At 71.6% G+C, this 18,641-nt stretch carries 12 protein-coding genes; 2 read left to right on the forward strand and 10 right to left on the reverse strand.

Annotated features, from left to right (window positions below; genetic code table 11):
• Positions 1-42 precede the first annotated feature (42 nt).
• From ffh to nsdA, 5 genes are all read right to left on the reverse strand, one after another.
• Positions 43-1,593: a signal recognition particle protein gene (gene ffh, locus ACZ3HQ_RS00375; protein ID WP_450269249.1), complete on the reverse strand. Its 1,551-nt coding sequence runs from the start codon at positions 1,591-1,593 to the stop codon at positions 43-45.
• 118 nt (positions 1,594-1,711) lie between these two features.
• Positions 1,712-4,165, reverse strand: a complete 2,454-nt coding sequence (locus ACZ3HQ_RS00380; protein WP_467506731.1) for a [protein-PII] uridylyltransferase — start codon at positions 4,163-4,165, stop codon at positions 1,712-1,714.
• Between the two features lie 26 nt (positions 4,166-4,191).
• Entirely contained in the window at positions 4,192-4,530 is a 339-nt protein-coding gene (locus tag ACZ3HQ_RS00385) for a P-II family nitrogen regulator (protein ID WP_031181810.1), read from the reverse strand.
• Positions 4,527-5,867 (reverse strand): ammonium transporter, encoded by a 1,341-nt coding sequence (locus ACZ3HQ_RS00390; RefSeq protein WP_467506733.1) that lies wholly within the window; start codon positions 5,865-5,867, stop codon positions 4,527-4,529. Before ACZ3HQ_RS00390 ends, ACZ3HQ_RS00385 begins: the two co-directional genes overlap by 4 nt.
• A gap of 360 nt (positions 5,868-6,227) precedes the next feature.
• The gene (gene nsdA / locus ACZ3HQ_RS00395; RefSeq protein WP_467506734.1) at positions 6,228-7,706 is read right to left on the reverse strand and encodes a transcriptional repressor NsdA; all 1,479 of its coding nucleotides are present in this window, start codon (positions 7,704-7,706) and stop codon (positions 6,228-6,230) included.
• A 459-nt stretch (positions 7,707-8,165) separates the two neighbouring features.
• On the opposite strand from nsdA, the gene ACZ3HQ_RS00400 reads away from it, so the two are divergent.
• Positions 8,166-8,828 carry a bifunctional DNA primase/polymerase gene (locus ACZ3HQ_RS00400; RefSeq protein ID WP_467506735.1) on the forward strand — a complete coding sequence of 221 codons (663 nt, stop codon included), beginning with the start codon at positions 8,166-8,168 and terminating at the stop codon, positions 8,826-8,828.
• Positions 8,829-8,918: 90 nt separating this feature from the next.
• On the opposite strand, the gene ftsY is transcribed toward ACZ3HQ_RS00400, so the two are convergent.
• Positions 8,919-10,133 carry a signal recognition particle-docking protein FtsY gene (gene ftsY / locus ACZ3HQ_RS00405; protein ID WP_467506737.1) on the reverse strand — a complete coding sequence of 405 codons (1,215 nt, stop codon included), beginning with the start codon at positions 10,131-10,133 and terminating at the stop codon, positions 8,919-8,921.
• 180 nt (positions 10,134-10,313) lie between these two features.
• Between ftsY and ACZ3HQ_RS00410 the strand changes: the two genes are divergently transcribed.
• Positions 10,314-11,765 carry a cytosine permease gene (locus ACZ3HQ_RS00410; RefSeq protein WP_467506739.1) on the forward strand — a complete coding sequence of 484 codons (1,452 nt, stop codon included), beginning with the start codon at positions 10,314-10,316 and terminating at the stop codon, positions 11,763-11,765.
• 575 nt (positions 11,766-12,340) lie between these two features.
• On the opposite strand, the gene ACZ3HQ_RS00415 is transcribed toward ACZ3HQ_RS00410, so the two are convergent.
• From ACZ3HQ_RS00415 to ACZ3HQ_RS00430, 4 genes are all read right to left on the reverse strand, one after another.
• Entirely contained in the window at positions 12,341-13,759 is a 1,419-nt protein-coding gene (locus ACZ3HQ_RS00415; protein ID WP_467506741.1) for a sugar porter family MFS transporter, read from the reverse strand.
• A 226-nt stretch (positions 13,760-13,985) separates the two neighbouring features.
• Positions 13,986-17,543, reverse strand: a complete 3,558-nt coding sequence (smc, locus tag ACZ3HQ_RS00420) for a chromosome segregation protein SMC (protein ID WP_467506742.1) — start codon at positions 17,541-17,543, stop codon at positions 13,986-13,988.
• 221 nt (positions 17,544-17,764) lie between these two features.
• Positions 17,765-17,968 (reverse strand): hypothetical protein, encoded by a 204-nt coding sequence (locus ACZ3HQ_RS00425; protein ID WP_030808525.1) that lies wholly within the window; start codon positions 17,966-17,968, stop codon positions 17,765-17,767.
• A gap of 383 nt (positions 17,969-18,351) precedes the next feature.
• The gene (locus ACZ3HQ_RS00430) at positions 18,352-18,633 is read right to left on the reverse strand and encodes an acylphosphatase (protein WP_467506744.1); all 282 of its coding nucleotides are present in this window, start codon (positions 18,631-18,633) and stop codon (positions 18,352-18,354) included.
• Positions 18,634-18,641: the final 8 nt, after the last annotated feature.

An 18,641-nucleotide genomic window follows, 5' to 3' on the forward strand; every position in this document is an offset into this window, starting at 1 on the left:
TCACGAAGAAGGGGCGCCCTCGGCACGTGCGCGGGACCGGTGTCAGCCCATGAACTTCTTGAACTCGTCGGGGAGTTCGAAGTCCTGGCCGCCCTGCTGGGGCAACCCGAGCGCGTTGCCGCCCTGCGCGGCGGCCTCGCGGCGCTGGGCCTCCTCCAGCTCCTGCTGCTTGCGCTTCATCGGGTTGCCCGAACGCTGCTTGCCCTTGGCCTTCTTGGGCTGCTTCTTGGTGCGGCCGGGGCCGCCGCCCATGCCCGGCATCCCCGGCATGCCCGGCATCCCGCCGCCCTGGGCCATGCGGGACATCATCTTGCGCGCCTCGAAGAACCGCTCGACCAGGCCCTTCACCGCGCTGACCTCGACACCGGAACCCTTGGCGATACGGGCGCGGCGGGAGCCGTTGATGATGGTCGGGTCGGTGCGCTCGGCCGGGGTCATCGACTTGATGATCGCGGCCGTGCGGTCCACGTCCCGCTCGTCGATGTTGTTGATCTGGTCCTTGATCTGGCCCATGCCCGGGAGCATGCCGAGCAGCTTGCTGATGCTGCCCATCTTCCTGACCTGCTCCATCTGGGACAGGAAGTCGTCCAGGGTGAAGTCCTGGCCCTTCTTCGACGCCAGCTTCGAGGCCATCTTCTCGGCCTCTTCCTGACTGAACGTCTTCTCCGCCTGCTCGATCAGGGTGAGGAGGTCACCCATGTCGAGGATGCGGGAGGCCATCCGGTCGGGGTGGAACGCGTCGAACTCGTCCAGCTTCTCGCCGTTGGACGCGAACATGATCGGCTTGCCGGTGATCTGCCGGATCGACAGGGCGGCACCACCGCGGGCGTCACCGTCGAGCTTGGAGAGCACCACGCCGTCGAAGCCGACGCCGTCGCGGAACGCCTCGGCGGTGTTGACCGCGTCCTGGCCGATCATGGCGTCGACGACGAAGAGGATCTCGTCCGGGGAGACGGCGTCGCGGATGTCCGCGGCCTGCGCCATCATCTCCTGGTCGATGCCCAGGCGGCCGGCGGTGTCCACGATCACGATGTCGTGGACCTTGGCCTTGGCGAACTCGATCGAGTCCTTGGCGACCTTGACCGGGTCGCCGACGCCGTTGCCCGGCTCGGGGGCGTACACCGCGACACCGGCGCGCTCGGCGACGACGCTGAGCTGGTTGACGGCGTTGGGGCGCTGGAGGTCGCAGGCGACGAGCAGCGGGGAGTGGCCCTGCTCCTTCAGCCAGCGGCCCAGCTTGCCCGCGAGCGTGGTCTTACCGGCACCCTGGAGACCAGCCAGCATGATCACGGTCGGCGGCTGCTTGGCGAAGCGCAGGCGGCGGGTCTCGCCGCCCAGGATGGTGACCAGCTCGTCGTTGACGATCTTGAGCACCTGCTGGGCCGGGTTGAGGGCCCGCGAGACCTCGGCGCCGAGCGCGCGCTCCTTGACGTTCTTGATGAACGACCGGACGACAGGGAGGGCGACGTCGGCTTCGAGAAGCGCGATGCGGATCTCGCGAGCCGTGGCGTCGACGTCCGCCTCGGTCAGCAGACCCTTGCCCCGGAGAGACTTGAAAGTCGCTGACAGGCGGTCGGAGAGAGTATCGAACACGGCGGCGTCGGTCCTCGGGGTCGGAGTCGTTTTGGGCTGCCCTCCAGGGTATCCGGCCCCGCAAGCGATTCGTCCCCGCCCGTCGCACCGGGCAGGCGGGGAATCCCGGCAACCGGTGTCAGGCGCGCAGCGCCTCCTCCAGCGCCCGTGCCGTCGCCGTCGCGTCCTCCGGGGGGAGGGGGGCGCCGGTGCCGCTGGTGACGTAGAAGGCGTCGACCGCGTTGGCGCCCAGCGTGCTGACATGCATGCTCCGTACCCGGACCGCCGCCTTCTCCAGGGCCGTGCCGATGCGGAAGAGGAGGCCGGGGGCGTCCTGGGCGCGGACCTCGATGACCGTGGCGTGGCGGGAGGCGGCGGGGGCGACGGTGACGCGCGGGGGCGGTGCGGCGCGGCCGCGGCGGCGGGGGTAGGCGGCGTCGCGTTCGGCGAGACGGCTGGCGATGTCCAGGGAGCCGTCGAGGGCGCGGACGAGGTCGGCGCGGAGCCGGCCGGCCTGCGGGAGGGAGCCGTACTCGGCGGCGACGCGCCAGTCGAGCAGCAGGACGGAGCCGTCGTCCACATCGTCGGGCAGCCGCAGGGTGCGCAGCCCGCCGGTGCGGACGGTGAGCCGGTGCAGGGCGAGGACTCCGGCGAGGGCGGGCAGCACGCCGGGCTGGTCGGGTACGGCGATGAGCAGTTCGACGCCGAGCGGTTCGCCCGTCCCGGCGGAGTCGTCCGGCGGGGCGGGTTGGTCCTGGGTGCGCAGGGCGAGGACGGGCCCGCCGGTGCGGTGGGCCTCGATGGCGAGGCGTTCCTGTTCGGCGGTGGGTGCGGCGGGCTCCAGCTCGGTGCCGGGGTGGTCGCCGGCGAGTACGGCGGCGACGCGGCGGACGAGGTCGCTGACGAGGGAGCCGCGCCAGGTGGACCAGGCGGCGGGGCCGGTGGCGAGGGCGTCGGCCTCGGTGAGGGCGTGCAGGAGTTCCAGGGTGCTCTCGCTGCCGACGGCGTCGGCGACGGCGCGGACGGTGGCGGGGTCGTCGAGGTCGCGTCGGGTGGCGGTCTCGACCAGCAGCAGGTGGTGGCGGACGAGGGTGGCCAGGACGGTGACGTCGGCGCGGTCGAAGCCGAGCCGGGCGGCGACGTCGCGGGTGATGGTCTCGCCGGCCACGGAGTGGTCGCCGGGCCAGCCCTTGCCGATGTCGTGCAGCAGGGCGGCGACGAGGAGGAGGTCGGGGCGGCCGACGCGGCGGGTGAGGGCGGAGGCGCGGACGGCGGTCTCGATGAGGTGCCGGTCGACGGTCCAGAGGTGGACGGCGTTGCGCTGGGGGCGGCAGCGGACGCGTTCCCAGTCCGGGAGCAGCCGGCTGATCAGGCCCTCGGCCTCCAGGGCCTCCCATACGTCGACGGTGGGGCGGCCGGAGCCGAGCAGGGTGATGAGCTGTTCGCGCGCCTCTGCGGGCCAGGGCGTGGGCAGGGGGCGCGCGGTGGCGGCCATGCGCCGTACGGCGTGCGGGGAGAGCGGGAGGGCGGCCTGCGCGGCGGCGGCCGCGGCGCGCAGGGGCAGTACGGGGTCGCGCTCGGGCCGTGCGGTGCGGGCGAGGACGGCTTCGCCGTCCTGCTCGACGACGCCCTCGGCGAGGGGTGAGCGCTCCACGACAGGCTTGCCGCCCCCCAGCATGGCGCGCAGCCGGGGTCGTACGGCGCGGGCCCGCAGCACCCGGTTGACCTCGCGCCAGGTGACGTCACCGGCGTACGAGATGACGCGGGCGGCCTCGTAGACCTGGCGGAGCAGGGTGTCGGCGTCGAGGAGGCCGAGTTCGGCGGCGACCTGGTCCTGTTCCTGGAGGGCGAGGCGGTCGGTGGCGCGGCCGGTGACGAGGTGGAGGGCGTCGCGGGCGTCGAGGAGGCGGCGGCGGGCGTCGGCGAGTCCTTCGCGGGGTGCGTCGGCGAGCCAGGAGGCGGCGACGGCTCGCAGGGCGGTGGCGTCGCGGAGTCCGCCGCGGGCTTCCTTGAGGTCGGGTTCGAGGAGGAAACGGAGTTCGCCGTGGCGCTCGGCGCGCTCGGCGCAGAGTTCCTGGAGTTCGGGGAGGCGTTTGGGGGCCTGGTTGCGCCAGTCGGCGAGGATCGCGCTGCGCAGTCCGGCGGTGAGGCCGAGGTCGCCGGCGAGGTGGCGGGCGTCGAGGAGGCCGAGCTGGACCTTGAGGTCCTCGCCGGCGGTCTTGCGGGCCTCGGCGGGGGTGCGCACGGAGTGGTCGAGGCTGATGCCGAGGTCCCAGACGGGGTACCAGAGCCGGTCGGCGAGGGCGGCGACGGCGGCGGGGTCGCTGCCGTCGTGCAGGAGCAGCAGGTCGAGGTCGCTGCGGGGGGAGAGTTCGCCGCGTCCGTAGCCGCCCACGGCGACGAGGGAGATGCCCCTGGCGGCGGGGGCGGCGGCCGTGAAGAGGCCGGTCAGCCAGTCGTCGGTGAGTTCGGCGAGGGCGGTACGGCGCGGCGGCCCGGACCGCGCCTCCTCGGTGAGGAGGCGCAGCCGGGCCGCCGCGTAGCCGCTGGGTCCCGTGTCGTCTGTTTCGTTGCGGTCGTCCGTGCGCGTCACCCAGCGACTCCTGTCTTTCCTTGTACTCAGAGCGCGTCCGGGCCGCGCTCGCCGGTGCGGACGCGGACGGCGGTCTCGACCGGCAGGGACCAGACCTTGCCGTCCCCGATCTTGCCGGTGCGGGCGGCCTTGACGATGACGTCGATCAGTTGCTCGGCGTCCTCGTCCTCGGCGAGCACCTCGATGCGGATCTTGGGGACGAGGTCGACGGTGTACTCGGCGCCCCGGTAGACCTCGGTGTGCCCGCGCTGGCGGCCGTAGCCGCTGGCCTCGGTGACGGTGAGTCCGTGGACACCGAACGCCTGGAGGGCTTCCTTGATCTCGTCGAGCCGGTGCGGCTTGACGACCGCCGTGATGAGCCTCATGCGTCCACCTTCTTGTTCTTCGCGGCGGCGAGCGCCTGGGCCGTGGAGCCGCCGACGACTCCGCCGCCGGTGCCGCTGAAGTCGTACGCGGTCTCGGCGTGCTGGGACTGGTCGATGCCGGAGATCTCCTCGTCCTCGGGGACCCGCATGCCGAGGGTCTTGTCGAGGAGGAAGGCGAGGACGGCGGAGGCCAGCAGGGAGTAGGCGAGGACGGCGAAGACGCCGGCGCACTGCTTCCAGAGCTGGTCGAAGGAGTGGTCGCCGTAGAAGACGCCGGTCGCGTCGGACTGGCCCTTGCCGGTGGCGAAGAAGCCGACGAGCAGGGAGCCGACGATGCCGCCGACCATGTGGACGCCGACGACGTCGAGGGAGTCGTCGTAGCCGAACTTGAACTTGAGCCCGACGGCGGCGGCGCAGGCGACTCCGGCGATGACGCCGACGGCGATCGCGCCGAGCGGGGAGACCGCGCCGCCGGACGGGGTGATGGCGACGAGGCCGGCGACGGCGCCGGAGGCCGCGCCGAGGGTGGTGCAGGCGCCGTGGCGGATCTTCTCGTAGGCGAGCCAGGCCAGCATGGCGGCGGCGGTGGCGACCTGGGTGTTGACGAACATCAGGGCGCCCACGCCGTCGTCGTTGCCCAGCCAGGAGCCGGCGTTGAAGCCGAACCAGCCGAACCAGAGAAGTCCGGCGCCAAGCATGACCAGCGGCAGGCTGTGCGGGCGCATCGGGTCCTTCTTGAAGCCGACCCGCTTGCCGATGACCAGGATGACGCCGAGGGCGGCGGCACCGGCGTTGATGTGGACGGCGGTGCCGCCCGCGAAGTCGATCACGCCGAGCTTGAAGGCCCAGCCGTCGGAGGCCCAGACCCAGTGGGCGACCGGGATGTAGACGACCGTGGCCCACAGGGCGACGAACAGGGCCCAGGCGGAGAACTTGACCCGGTCGGCGAGGGCTCCGCTGATCAGGGCGGGGGTGATGATGGCGAACATCATCTGGAAGACCATGAAGACGAACACCGGGATGGTGTAGCCCGGCCAGAGTTCCGTCAGCCCGATGTTGCTCAGGCCGAGCCAGTCGGCGTTCCAGCCGATGAAGGCGGAGCCGGAGCCGAAGGCCAGGGAGAAGCCGTAGAGCACCCAGAGCAGGGTGACGATGCCGATGCTGATGAAGCTCATCATCAGCATGTTGAGGGTGCTCTTGACGCGGACCATGCCTCCGTAGAAGAAGGCCAAGCCCGGCGTCATGAGCAGCACCAGGGCGGAACAGATCAGCATGAAGCCTGTGTTCGCGGAGGACAGTTCGGGTGCCTCCGCCGCAAGCGTGATGGCTGCTGCCATCGGCGTCTCCTCATCGGTTGTACGGCGGCCCCGTGCGGGCGGTGCCTGAGCGGTCCGGTCAAGTGAGGGGTGGGCCGGTTATGCGCCAGAGACTGACGCAGCGCGGTTTCGACCGGGGCGCCCGGCTGTTTCGCGGGCGTGACGAAGGCACCTGGCGTGTTACGCGTCCATGAACTGCCCGCTGTCGGGCACACCGGTCGTTATCGTGGCGCAACCGGCGCCGGGACCGCCGTAGCGACAGGCGGGTGGGGGCATGCGGGAACCGGCCGCGTCCGGCCTCTCGATGACCTGGCATGGGGGAGCCGAGTCGGGCAGTTCGGGAGGACCGGCCGCGGCCGGGGCTTGAGGGATGCGGGCCGGTCAGCCCGCGTCGGCGCTCTCCGGGAGGTCGACGGCGAGCTGTTCGGTGAGGTCGACGACGACGGAGAGGTCCCCGAAGTCCCGCACGGCCGCGCCGACCGTCTTGCGGATGCGGGTGTTGACGCGCTCCGAGCGGACCTTGCGGGCGGTCTCCATGGCCTGGGAGGCGTAGGCGCTGCCCCGCTCGGGTTCGCGCTGGAGCAGATGCACGGTGGCCATGCCGATCAGGTTCAGCGCGTAGGACCGCTGGTGTTCGCCGTCCTTGGCGAACAGCTCCACGGCGCGCTCCATCAGCGGCTGGGCGAGCGAGGCGTAGGTGGGGCTGCGGCCGGCGACGTAGGCGAGGTCGCGGAAGGAGTGGGAGTTCTCGCCGTGCAGTTCGGCCTCGGAGAAGAACCTGATCCAGTCGGCGTCCGGCTCGTCCCAGTCGTCGGCGTCGGCGAAGATGTCCTCGGCCATGCGGACGGCGCGCTTGCACTTGCCTGGCTGGCCCATGTTGGCGTAGGCGCGGGCCTCCATCGCATACAGCATGGACTGGGTGCGCGGACTGGCGCAGTCCCGGCTGCCGTACTGGGCGAGGTGGATGAGTTCCAGGGCGTCGTCGGGGCGGCCGAGGTGGATCATCTGGCGGCTCATGCTGGAGAGCACGTACGAGCCGAGCGGCTTGTCCCCCGCCTCCTTGGCCGCGTGCAGGGCGAGCACGAAGTACTTCTGCGCGGTGGGCTGGAGTCCCACGTCGTACGACATCCAGCCGGCGAGTTCGGCGAGTTCGGCGGCGACCTTGAAGAGCTTGCGGGTGGTGGCCTCGGGCTGGGGTTCCTGGAGGAGGTCGGTGACCTCGTGCAGTTGCCCGACGACCGCCTTGCGGCGCAGGCCGCCGCCGCACTGGGCGTCCCACTGGCGGAACATCTTGGTGGTGGACTCCAGCAGCTCCAGCTCGGGGCGGGAGAGCCGGCCGGGCCTGCGGGGTTCGTGCGGCGGGTCGGGCTCGGGCGGGACCGGCGCATTGGGGGTGGGGACCAGCCAGCGCTGCATGGGCTCGATGAGCGCGGGGCCCGCCGAGAGGCCGAGGGAGGTGCCGAGGAAGCCGCGCCGGGCGAGCATCAGGTCGCTGCGGGAGAACTCGCTGAGCAGGGCGACGGTCTGCGGGCCGGTCCAGGGCAGGTCGACGCCGGACGCGGAGGGCGACTGGCGGGCGACGCGCAGGCCCAGGTCCTCGATGGAGACGACGCAGCCGAACCGCTCGGAGAACAGCTCGGAGAGGATGCGCGGGATGGGTTCGCGCGGGTTCTCGCCGTCCAGCCAGCGGCGGACGCGCGAGGTGTCGGTGGAGATGTGGTTGGCGCCGAGCTGGCGGGCCCGGCGGTTCACCTGGCGGGCCAGCTCCCCCTTGGACCAGCCGCTGCGCACGAACCACGAACCGAGCAGGTCGTTGGGGCGCTTGTCAGCGTTCGTCCCGCCACCGCCGTTGCCGCCCACTGGAACGCCCCCATTCCCTGAATCCACCTGTCGCCGGATGCGCCAAGCCCTATCAGAATGCCGGTGGACCGGGCCGCCCGTCCGGTGGTTCTCACCCTTCGAACGAGCTGACGGCTTGCCTCCGGCATACCCATGAGTGCATGTGCCCCCGGGACTCGCACACTCACAGTAATCCCACGATCACCCTTCCAGCCACGGCGATCCTTGAAACGCCACCATTCGCCACCCCTTCGAATGAACTCACGATGACCACCGCGCGCTTCACTTGACACCGGACGACCGACAGTGGGCGGAGGGAAGCGCGTGGGGGCGCGTGGAGCCCCGTTCACCACCGTTCGTGCCGCGATGCGCCGCCTTGTCCCGGTAGAGGTGAGGGAAAGCGGGAGTCGAGGAATCACGTTCCGCATCCCTCTCGCTCCGTTTCGTAACCACCGGCGCGCTGAACCCGTTGGAGGGGGCATGGGCTTCACGATCGGCGGCATCCGGGAGATCCGCTCCGGCACGCGTCGGCGCGGCCGCACGCCGGAATGCACCACGGCCGCCGAGTTCACCGGCCTGTGGGGCTGGGACGTGGTGCCGGGGGCTCGTGCCTCGGGCGGCGCCTGCTCCTGCGGGCGCGCCGACTGCGCGGAGCCGGGCGCGCATCCGCTGGAGTTCGCGCCCCAGGTACCTGCCGGGGCCACGCTGGACGAGGCGAGCCGGGCGTGGGCCGAGGTGCCGGGCGCCTCGGTGATGCTGCCGGTGGGCCGCGCGTTCGACGTGCTCGAGGTAACGGAGGCCGCGGGGCGCCGGGCGCTGGTGCGGCTGGAGCGGATGGGGCTGCCCCTCGGTCCGGTCACCGCGACCCCGGAGGGCCGCGCGCACTTCCTGGTCGCCCCCGGCACCGCCGCCGAGCTGCCCCACCTGCTGTACCGCATGGGCTGGGACGACCCCGAGGCGCTGGACCTGCGCGGCCTCGGTCCGGGTACGTACATCACCGCCCCGCCCTGTGACCGGGGCGGCCTCGGCCCGGTGCGCTGGCTGCGGCCGCCGGTGCTGGACGGGGTGGCCCGGCCTCCGGCGGCCCGGCTGCTGCTGGGCACGCTGGCCTATGTGGCACACCGCTCCGCCGCCCCGGCGTAGCGCGGCCACCTCCCCGTACGGCGAAGCGCCCGTCCCCCGGTTCTGGTGGGGGCGGGCGCTTCGGCGTGGTCGCGGGCCGGGTGCCTGAGGTCAGTCACCGAGGAGCGCGTCGACGAACGCCTCCGGGTCGAACGGCGCCAGGTCGTCGGGGCCCTCGCCGAGGCCGATGAGCTTGACGGGGACGCCCAGCTCGTTCTGCACGGCGATGACGATGCCGCCCTTGGCGGTGCCGTCGAGCTTGGTGAGCACGATGCCGGTGATGTCCACGACCTCGGAGAAGACACGGGCCTGCACCAGGCCGTTCTGGCCGGTGGTGGCGTCGAGGACGAGCAGCACTTCGTCCAGCGGGGCGTGCTTCTCCACGACGCGCTTGACCTTGCCCAGCTCGTCCATGAGACCGGTCTTGGTGTGCAGGCGGCCGGCGGTGTCGATGAGCACCACGTCGACGCCCATCTCCTTGCCCTCCTTCACCGCGTCGAAGGCGACGGAGGCGGGGTCGCCGGCCTCCGGGCCGCGCACGGTGTAGGCGCCGACGCGCTCGCCCCAGGTCTGGAGCTGGTCGGCGGCGGCGGCGCGGAAGGTGTCGGCGGCGCCGAGGACGACGGTGCGGCCGTCGGCGACCAGGACGCGGGCGAGCTTGCCGGTGGTGGTGGTCTTGCCGGTGCCGTTGACGCCGACGACCATCACGATGCCCGGCTTGCGGCTCTCCGGCTCGGTCTTGACCTCGCGGTCCATGTCGGTGCCGACCAGCTTCAGCAGCTCCTCGCGGAGCAGGCCGCGCAGTTCCCCGGGGGTGCGGGTGCCGAGCACCTTGACGCGCTCGCGCAGCCGCTCGACCAGTTCCTGGGTGGGCTGGACGCCGACGTCGGCGGTGAGGAGGGTGTCCTCGATCTCCTCCCAGGTCTCGTCGTCCAGGTGCTCGCGCGACAGCAGCGTGAGCAGGCCCTTGCCGAGGGCGTTCTGGGAGCGGGAGAGGCGGGCGCGCAGCCGGATCAGACGTCCGGCGCTGGGCTCCGGGATCTCGATCTCGGGAGCCTTCTCGGCGGCGGGGGGCTCCTCGACGGTGGTGGGGGCGCCGCCGCCCGGCAGGTCCACCTCCTCGATGGTCCGGCGTTGTTCGTCGCGCGGGGTCTCGGCCTCGTCACCGACCTGCGGTTCGACGGGGGGCGCGGTGAGGTCGGTCTCGGAAGGACCGGAAGGCGGGGGCGGGGGCAGCGGCTTCTTGAGCCTGCTCGTGATGAGGAGCCCGCCGAGCGCGCCGAGCACGACCACGGCGATGACTACAGCAAGGATGATGGTTTCCATAACCCGACCAGTATCGGCCATGGGGTATCCGATGAAAGGGCTTCCGCGCTCTTGGCATTTCCTCCAAGAGACAAAAGCCACAGGAGCCGTGGAGTCGGATTAAACTACGATGACTCTTGGCTCCGCTTCGCGCGTCGAGTCCGTCGTCCTCGTCCCCCCACCGCTAGGACATCCCCCTTCATGAGCAAGACGGCCGCGCGCGAGGGCGCGCTGGAAACCCGTGGCATCGAACCGGTCCCCGATCACGAACGCACCGCGCGCACCCGCGGGCTCTTCCCCACCTGGGTGGGGGCCAACATCAGCGTCCTGCTGCTCACGATGGGCGCGAGCCTGGTCGTGGCGTACCACCTGAACTTCTGGCAGGCCCTCGTGGTCGCGGCCGTCGCTCCCGTCGTCTCCTACGGCCTGGTCGGGCTGATAGGGATCGCCGGCAAGCGGGGTGCCGCGCCGGGGATGGCGCTGTCGCGGGCGGTCTTCGGCCAGCGCGGCAACCTGCTGCCCGGTTCGCTGATCTGGGTAGCGCGCTGGGGCTGGGAGACGATCAACGCGGTGACCGGCGCGTACGCGCTGCTCACGATCCTGGACCTCGCGCTCGGCATCAAGGCCAACGGCGTGCTGGACATGGTCACGCTGCTGCTCTTCGTGATCGCCACGTTCGTGATCTCCGGGCTGGGGATCAACGCGGTGCAGAAGTGCAGCAAGTACGCGACCTATCTCTTCGGTGTCTTCTCGGTGCTGGTGCTGGCGTACCTGGCCGTGCACACCGACTGGGCGCGCGTGCTGCACGGGGGCGCGGGGTCGACGGCTTCGCTGATCACCGCGGTCGGCATGATCGCCGCGGGCGGCGTGAGCTGGATTCCGTCCGCGCCGGACTTCACCCGCTATCTGCCGCGTACGGCCTCCTCACGGGCGATCGTCGGGCAGACGGTCGGCGGGGCGGGCATCGTCGTGCTGCCGCTGGTGCTGATGGGCGCGGTGATGGCGGTGGGTACGCCGGATCTGGCCTCGGCCGCGGACCCGGTGTCCTTCCTCGGCACTATTCTGCCGCTGTGGATCGCCGTGCCGTACCTGCTGATCGCGGTGGTCGGCATGCTGCTGATCAACTCGATGTCGATGTACTCGGCCGGTTTCACCGCGCAGACCCTCGGCTTCCGGATTCCGCGCCACTGGGCGGTCTCCGTCAACGCGGTGATCTCGCTGGCGCTGGGCGGTGTGCTGATGCTGGTGGCGTCCAGCTTCATGGGCTCCTTCATCGCCTTCCTGTCCATGCTCGCGGTCGCGTTCTCCGCCTGGACCGGCGTCTTCGGCGCGGACATGCTCCGCCGCAAGGAGTACGACGCCCGCGCCCTGGCCGACACCACCCGCACCAGCGCCTACTGGTACCGCGGCGGTTTCTCCCCGGCCGCGGTGGCCTCCTGGGCGACCGGCCTGGTCTCCGGCCTCCTCTTCACCACGTCGGACTGGTTCACCGGCCCCCTCGCCAGGAACAATCCCATCGGCGAGTACGGCCTGGGCTGGATCGCGGCGATCGTCATCTCGGCCGCGCTGTACCTGGCCCTCCCGAAGCCGCAGGTTCCCGCGTCGGCCCCCGCCGCGGCCCCGGCCGAGGAGCAGATCCCGGCGATGGTCTGACCGCACCCCCGAAGGCCCCCTCCACGGAGGGGGCCTTCGGCGTACCGGGCGACGGGCGGACCGGGCACCGGGTACGCGGCTCCGCCGACTGCGAGCCCCCGGCGTTCACGCCCGCCAGCCTGGGCTGCACGCCGGGTACGTGAACCCGCGACAGCGCCTCGGCCGCTCCTGCCATCAAGGGGTGGACGCATGCACGCAGGTCCAGCCATGGCGCGGGCCGCCGTCGGCCGGCACCGGGCGCGCGCCCCCGTCACTGCTCCCGCCTCAGGCGGGGCCGGCGCCCTGCTGCGTGGCCGTCCGGGCGGAGTACGACCCCGCCGTCCCCTCGCGGACTGGGGGTACGCGGCAGCCTGGCCGGCCCCGCATACCGGGCTCGTGACGGGGCCCGTCGACACAGCCCGACCGGCCGGCTCGCGCGCGGCTCGATCGAGCACGGCCCCACCACGTCGGCCGCCCGCGGGCACCCCGAAAACAACACCGCCCCCACCCCCGGCAGTGGCCGGGGTGGGGGCGGTGGAGGTGCGAGGAGAGGGGCAGCGGGGACTCGGCCCTTCTCCTCGGGTCCAGGGGGGCGGTCAGCCCATCTCTTCCAGCGTCTTGCCCTTCGTCTCCTTGACGAACTTCAGGACGAACGGGATGGAGAGCGCGGCGAACACCGTGTAGATCACGTACGTACCGGAGAGGTTCCAGTCGGCCAGCGACGGGAAGCTCGCGGTGATGGCCCAGTTGGCGATCCACTGCGCGGACGCGGCGACACCGAGCGCGGCGGCGCGAATCCGGTTCGGGAACATCTCGCCGAGGAAGACCCAGACCACGACGCCCCAGGAGAGCGCGAAGAAGAGGACGAAGACGTGCGCGGCGATCAGCGCGACCCAGCCCTGCGTGGCGGGCAGCTTGCCGTCGACGAGGTGGTACGAGAACGCCCAGGCTTCCAGCGCGAGACCGACGACCATGCCGACCGAGCCGATGAGGGCCAGCGGCTTACGGCCGATCCGGTCCACGAAGATCATGGCGATCACGGTGCCGATGATGTTGATGATCGACGTCGTGAAGGAGTACAGGAAGGAGTCCGTCGGGTCGACACCGACCGACTGCCACAGCGTGGAGGAGTAGTAGAACGCGACGTTGATGCCGACGAACTGCTGGAAGACCGAGAGGCCGATACCGACCCAGACGATCGGCTTGAAGAAGAAGCTGCCGCCGAGCAGGTCCTTGAAGGACGACTTGTGCTCGGACTTCATGGCGTGCTCGATCTCGTTGACCCGCGCGTCGAGGTTGACGCCCTTGCCCTCGACCTCGGCCAGGATCTCGCGGGCGCGCTCACGCTTGCCGACGGAGAGCAGGAAGCGCGGGGACTCGGGGATCGCGAAGGAGAGCAGGCCGTAGAGGACGGCCGGGATCACCATGACGCCCAGCATGACCTGCCAGACCTCAAGGCCCATGAGCTTGCCGCGCTGGTCGCCGCCGGCGGCGTTCAGCAGGCCCCAGTTGACGAGCTGGGAGACGGCGATGCCGATGACGATCGCGGCCTGCTGGAAGGAGCCGAGCCGGCCGCGGTACGCGGGCGGGGACACCTCGGCGATGTAGGCCGGGCCGATGACCGAGGCCATGCCGATGGCGAACCCGCCGATGATGCGCCAGAAGGCGAGGTCCCACAGCGCGAAGGGCAGCGCGGAACCGACGGCGCTGATGGTGAAGAGGACGGCGGCGATCTGCATGCAGCGGATACGGCCGATCCGGTCGGCTATGCGGCCGGCGGTGGCGGCACCGATGGCGCAGCCGATCAGCGCGATGGCGATGACCTGGGCGAGGACGGCGGAGCCCACGTCGTACCGGTCCCGGATGGCCTCGACGGCGCCGTTGATCACGGAGCTGTCGTAGCCGAACAGGAAGCCGCCCATCGCGGCGGCGGCCGCGATGAAGATGACGTGCCCGAGATGTTCGGGGTGAGCCGTCCCGGCTCCTGGCTGGGGTGCCTGCGCTGTGCTGGTCACGTGTAACTCCTCGGGCCACGGCAACGCTGCCGGGTGGGGGCGAGCCCTTCCAGGTTCCAGTGGCGCACAACTTGGCGCCACTTACACCTGAAGGTAAAAGCAACGTTGCAGAGACTATGCCTTCAAGTTTCGAAGTCAATACTTGGATGGCTGTGACTTAAGAGATACGCGCGCGCCGAAGTTGTTCAAGAAGTAAACGCACGCGTATTTGATCTTGGAGGATCGGCTAGCGCAGCCGCTGCGAGATGACCTTCGACACACCGTCACCCTGCATCGAGACGCCGTACAACGCGTCGGCCACCTCCATGGTGCGCTTCTGGTGCGTGATCACCACGAGCTGGGAACTCTCCTGGAGCTCCCGCATGATCCCGATCAGCCGCTGGAGATTGGTGTCGTCCAGGGCCGCCTCGACCTCGTCCATGACGTAGAACGGGCTCGGGCGGGCCTTGAAGATCGCCACCAGCATGGCGACGGCCGTCAGCGACCGCTCCCCGCCGGACAGCAGGCTCAGCCGCTTCACCTTCTTGCCCGGCGGCCTCGCCTCCACGTCCACACCGGTGGCCAGCATGTCGTCCGGGTCGGTCAGCACCAGCCTCCCCTCACCGCCGGGGAAGAGCCGGGAGAAGACGCCTTCGAACTCGCGGGCGGTGTCCCGGAACGCCTCGGCGAAGACCTGCTCGACCCGCTCATCGACCTCCTTCACCACCCTCAGCAGATCCGTCCGCGTCTTCTTCAGGTCCTCCAGTTGCTCACTGAGGAACTTGTGCCGCTCTTCCAGCGCCGCAAACTCCTCCAGCGCCAGCGGATTCACCTTGCCGAGCTGCTGGTGGGCGCGCTCGGCCGCCTTCAGCCGCTTCTCCTGCTCCGCGCGGTGGAAGGGACGGGGCTGGTTACGGGGGTGCTCGGGGTCCTCCGGCAGCTCCTCGCCCTCCGCCGGGAGGGAGGGCGGCACGGGCTGAAGAGGGCCGTACTCCGCGACGAGCCCCTCCGGCTCGACCCCGAGTTCGTCCAGCGCCCTGGCCTCCAACTGCTCGATCCGCAGCCGCTTCTCCGCGCCGAGCACCTCGCCCCGGTGCACCGAGTCCGTCAACTTGTCGAGTTCCGCCTTGAGTTCACGTCCCGTGCCGCGTGCGTCGGCCAACTCCCGCTCGCGGGCGGCCTTCGCGGCCTCGGCGGCGTCGCGCTCGCGCCGGGAGCGGGCGAGGGAGACCTCGATGTGGGCCAGCAGTTGCCGGGCGCCGTCGGCGACCGCCCCGGCGACCGCCGCCTCGTGGCGCAGCCGGGCCCGCCGCCGCTCCGCACGCGCGCGTGCCTCGCGCTCAGCGCGCGCCGCCCGGTCCAGCGAGTCGGCCCGCCCGGCGAGCCCCTTGACCCGCTCCTCGTGCGTACGGACCTGGAGGCGCGCCTCCATCTCGGTCTGCCGCGCGTTGGCCCCGTCGGCGGAGAGCCGGTCGCGTACGGAGGTGTCGGGCTCCTCCTCGGCCGGCATCTCCTCGGCGACGGCCAGCCGCTCGGCCAGCTCCTCCGCCTCGGCGACGGCCCGCTCCAGCGCCTCCTGCGCCCGCTCTGCGGCCGCCTCGGACCGCTCGGCCTCACCCGCGGCGCCACGCGCCTGCCCGGCGAGCCGCCCGAGCCGCTGGGCGACGTTCGACTTCTCCCGGTCGGCGCCCCGCCGCCGCTCCCCCACTTCCTCCACCAGCGCCGCGGCCTCGGCCCGCACCCCGGCCGCCTCCTCCTGCGCCCGCCCCAGCTCCTCGCACCGCACGGCCAGCTCCGCCAGCTCGGCGGCCGCCTCGTCCACGGCCGCCTGCACCTCCAGCAGACTGGGCGCCCCGGCCGACCCGCCCTGCGCGAAGTGCGCCCCGAGCAGGTCCCCCTCGGCGGTCACCGCCACCAACTCCGGCCGCGCGTACACGACCGCCTCCGCCTCCTCCAACGTCCCCACCACGACGATCCCCCGCAGCAGCCGCCGCACGGCGGGCATCAGCTCGACGGGCGCACGCACGAGGTCGGCGGCGAAGGGGTGCCCGCCGGGGGCGGGGGCAGGAGAGTGCTCCTCCTCCCGGCCCCCCGCCACCAGCAGCGAAGCTCGTCCCGCCTCCTCCTTGTGAAGGTGACGGATCGCTTCGGCGGCCGCGGTGGGAGTCGTGACGGCGAGGGCGTCGGCGGAGGTGGCGAGGGCCGCGGCGAGGGCGGTCTCGTGGCCCGGTTCGACGGTGAGGAGTCCGGCGGCGGGGCCGAGGATGCCGGTGAGGCGGTCGCGGGCGGCGAGCAGGGCGCCGGTGCCGTCCTTGCGGCGCAGGCCCAGCGCGAGGGCGTCGTGGCGGGCGCGCAGCGCGGCCCGTTCGCGTTCGGCGCCGGTGACGGCGTCGCGGGCGGCACCGAGCGCGGCCTCCGCCTCGGTGAGCCGGAGCCTGGCCGCCTCGTGCTGTTCGGCCAGGGCCGTGTCGTCGGCGTCGAGGGCGTCGACCTCGGTCTTGAGGGTCTCGTACTCCTCCTGGGCCTGGGCCGCGCGTTCGCGGGCCTCGTCGCGGCCGGTGGTGAGGCGGTCGATCTCCGCCTGGGCGGAGGCGGCGCGGGAGCGGGCGGCGCCGACCTTGCCGGAGAGGCGGGCGAGGCCCTCGCGGCGGTCGGCGATGGCCCGCGCGATGTCTTTGAGGCGCCGTTCCTCGGCGGTGAGCGCGCGTTCGAGTTCGGCGCGGTGGGCGACGGTGTCGTCGAGGGCGTGCCGGGCCGCCTCCAGGGCGGCTTCCAGCTCGGCCTCCTGCTCCCGGACGCGGGCGGCCTCGCGCTCCAGGTCCTCGGGGTCGCGGCCGCGCCGTTCCTCGGGGGGCGCGGAGGTGGCGCTGCGGACGCGGGCCTCGGCGAGCGAGACGGTGCCGCGTACCCGCTCGGCCAGTTGGGACAGCTCGTGGAAGGTCTGCTGGGCGCGCTGGAGGCGGGGCGCGAGCCGGCGTACCTCGTCCTCCAGGTGGGCCTCGCGCTGGAGGGCCTGGCGGAGTTCGCGTTCGGCGGTGTCCTTGCGTTCCTTCAGCGCGGCCTCGTCGGCGATCTCGGCGCCGAGTGCCTGGCGGAGCCGTACGAGGTCGTCGGCGAGGAGGCGGAGGCGGGCGTCGCGCAGGTCGGCCTGGATGACGGCGGCGCGGCGGGCGACGGCGGCCTGGCGGCCGAGCGGCTTGAGCTGGCGGCGGAGTTCGTCGGTGAGGTCCTGCACCCGCGCGAGGTTGGCCTTCATCGCGTCCAGCTTCCGCAGCGCCTTCTCCTTGCGCTTGCGGTGCTTGAGGACGCCCGCTGCCTCCTCGATGAAGGCACGGCGGCCCATGGGATCGGCGTGCAGGACGGAGTCGAGCCGGCCCTGGCCGACGATGACGTGCATCTCGCGGCCGATGCCGGAGTCGGAGAGGAGTTCCTGGATGTCCAGCAGACGGCAGGTGTCGCCGTTGATCCGGTACTCGCTGCCGCCGTTGCGGAACATGGTCCGCGTGATGGTGACCTCGGCGTACTCGATGGGCAGCGCGCGGTCGGAGTTGTCGATGGTGAGCGACACCTCGGCGCGGCCCAGCGGCGGACGGCCGGTGGTGCCGGCGAAGATGACGTCCTCCATCTTGCCGCCGCGCAGCGACTTCGCGCCCTGCTCGCCCATGACCCAGCTCAGCGCGTCCACGACGTTGGACTTGCCCGAGCCGTTCGGCCCGACGACGCACGTGATGCCCGGCTCGAAGCGGAGCGTGGTCGCGGAGGCGAACGACTTGAAGCCGCGGAGGGTCAGGGCCTTGAGATGCACGCATCCGGACTTTACCGGGCAGCGGGTATCTCACTCCATGAACACTCGCAACCCCACGGTTTCGCCCAAGTGCACGAAGGGCACACCATTTGTTGAAGGGGCTGAAAGGATGCGCGGGGGAAAGAACTGAGGGACGCCGAAGCGTCCCTGTGGACTCGGACGTGCGGGCTTCGCCGTCCGGGTCTGCTTGAAGCGACTGCTGTCGTGGAGCGATGCAGTGATCAGGTGAGCGCAGGCTCCGCCTGGTGTGCGTCGATGCTCTCCATGATCCTGTCCTGAGAAGCGGCAGCCGTGAGCGCGTCGTTCTCCGACTGAATCCGAGTCAGCTCGGATTCCAGATCCTGTACGCGCTGCTGGAGCCGTCGCATCTCGGCGAGGAGTCGCGGGTCGGAGCCGCCGACGTAACCGAGAAGCGCCTTTGCCATGATGGATGGTCCTCCACACTGAGTGACCGACCGAAGCGGTTGGTGGTCGTGAGGGATTCGCACCCGGCATGCCTGGCACACGCTGGTGTTGCACTGCCGTTCGCCATGCCAAACAGCCAAGATGCGCGGGGCTTTCAGCGTCTCACCAAAAAGTTTGACGGTCAACACGATCACACCCCGTATTGGGGGGCGAACCCGCGGCGCGCGGCCGGTGGACGGCGGCGCTGCTGCTGTGACGGGGCCCTCGGGGCGTGACGATCACGTGTACCTCGCGAGCCTGCCACGTGGCGCCGTTCTTGGCAACCACCAGCCTCTTTCCGCTCCGAGGACCCCCGCGCGGGGGTCCTGCGGAGGGGGTCCCAAGGGGTCTCACGGGTGCCGGGTCAGCGGATGGCGAAGCCGTCGTATCCCCCGCGGGGTGTGTCCCAGATCTCGGTGACGCCGTCGACCCGTCCGGGCGTGTCGGCGCCCTGGAGCCAGTCGAGCAGCCGCTCGCAGCCGTCGCGTGGGCCCTCGGCGACCACTTGGACCCGTCCGTCGGCCAGATTGAGAGCAAAACCACTCAGCCCGCCGATCTCCAGCGCCCTGGCACGCGTGAACCAGCGGAAACCCACTTGCTGGACCTGTCCGCGCACCCAGGCCACCAGCCGTACTTCCTCACTCATGGCTGCAA

Source organism: Streptomyces sp. NPDC018263 (assembly GCF_055562575.1).

Coding starts and splice junctions, on each gene's coding strand:
- ACZ3HQ_RS00385 (WP_031181810.1), bottom strand. CDS start 4,530: ATGAGGCTCATCACGGCGGTCGTCAAGCCGCACCGGCTCGACGAGATC.
- ACZ3HQ_RS00425 (WP_030808525.1), bottom strand. CDS start 17,968: ATGGCAAAGGCGCTTCTCGGTTACGTCGGCGGCTCCGACCCGCGACTC.
- ACZ3HQ_RS00390 (WP_467506733.1), bottom strand. CDS start 5,867: ATGGCAGCAGCCATCACGCTTGCGGCGGAGGCACCCGAACTGTCCTCC.
- ACZ3HQ_RS00430 (WP_467506744.1), bottom strand. CDS start 18,633: ATGAGTGAGGAAGTACGGCTGGTGGCCTGGGTGCGCGGACAGGTCCAG.
- ACZ3HQ_RS00400 (WP_467506735.1), top strand. CDS start 8,166: ATGGGCTTCACGATCGGCGGCATCCGGGAGATCCGCTCCGGCACGCGT.
- ACZ3HQ_RS00410 (WP_467506739.1), top strand. CDS start 10,314: ATGAGCAAGACGGCCGCGCGCGAGGGCGCGCTGGAAACCCGTGGCATC.
- ftsY (WP_467506737.1), bottom strand. CDS start 10,133: ATGGAAACCATCATCCTTGCTGTAGTCATCGCCGTGGTCGTGCTCGGC.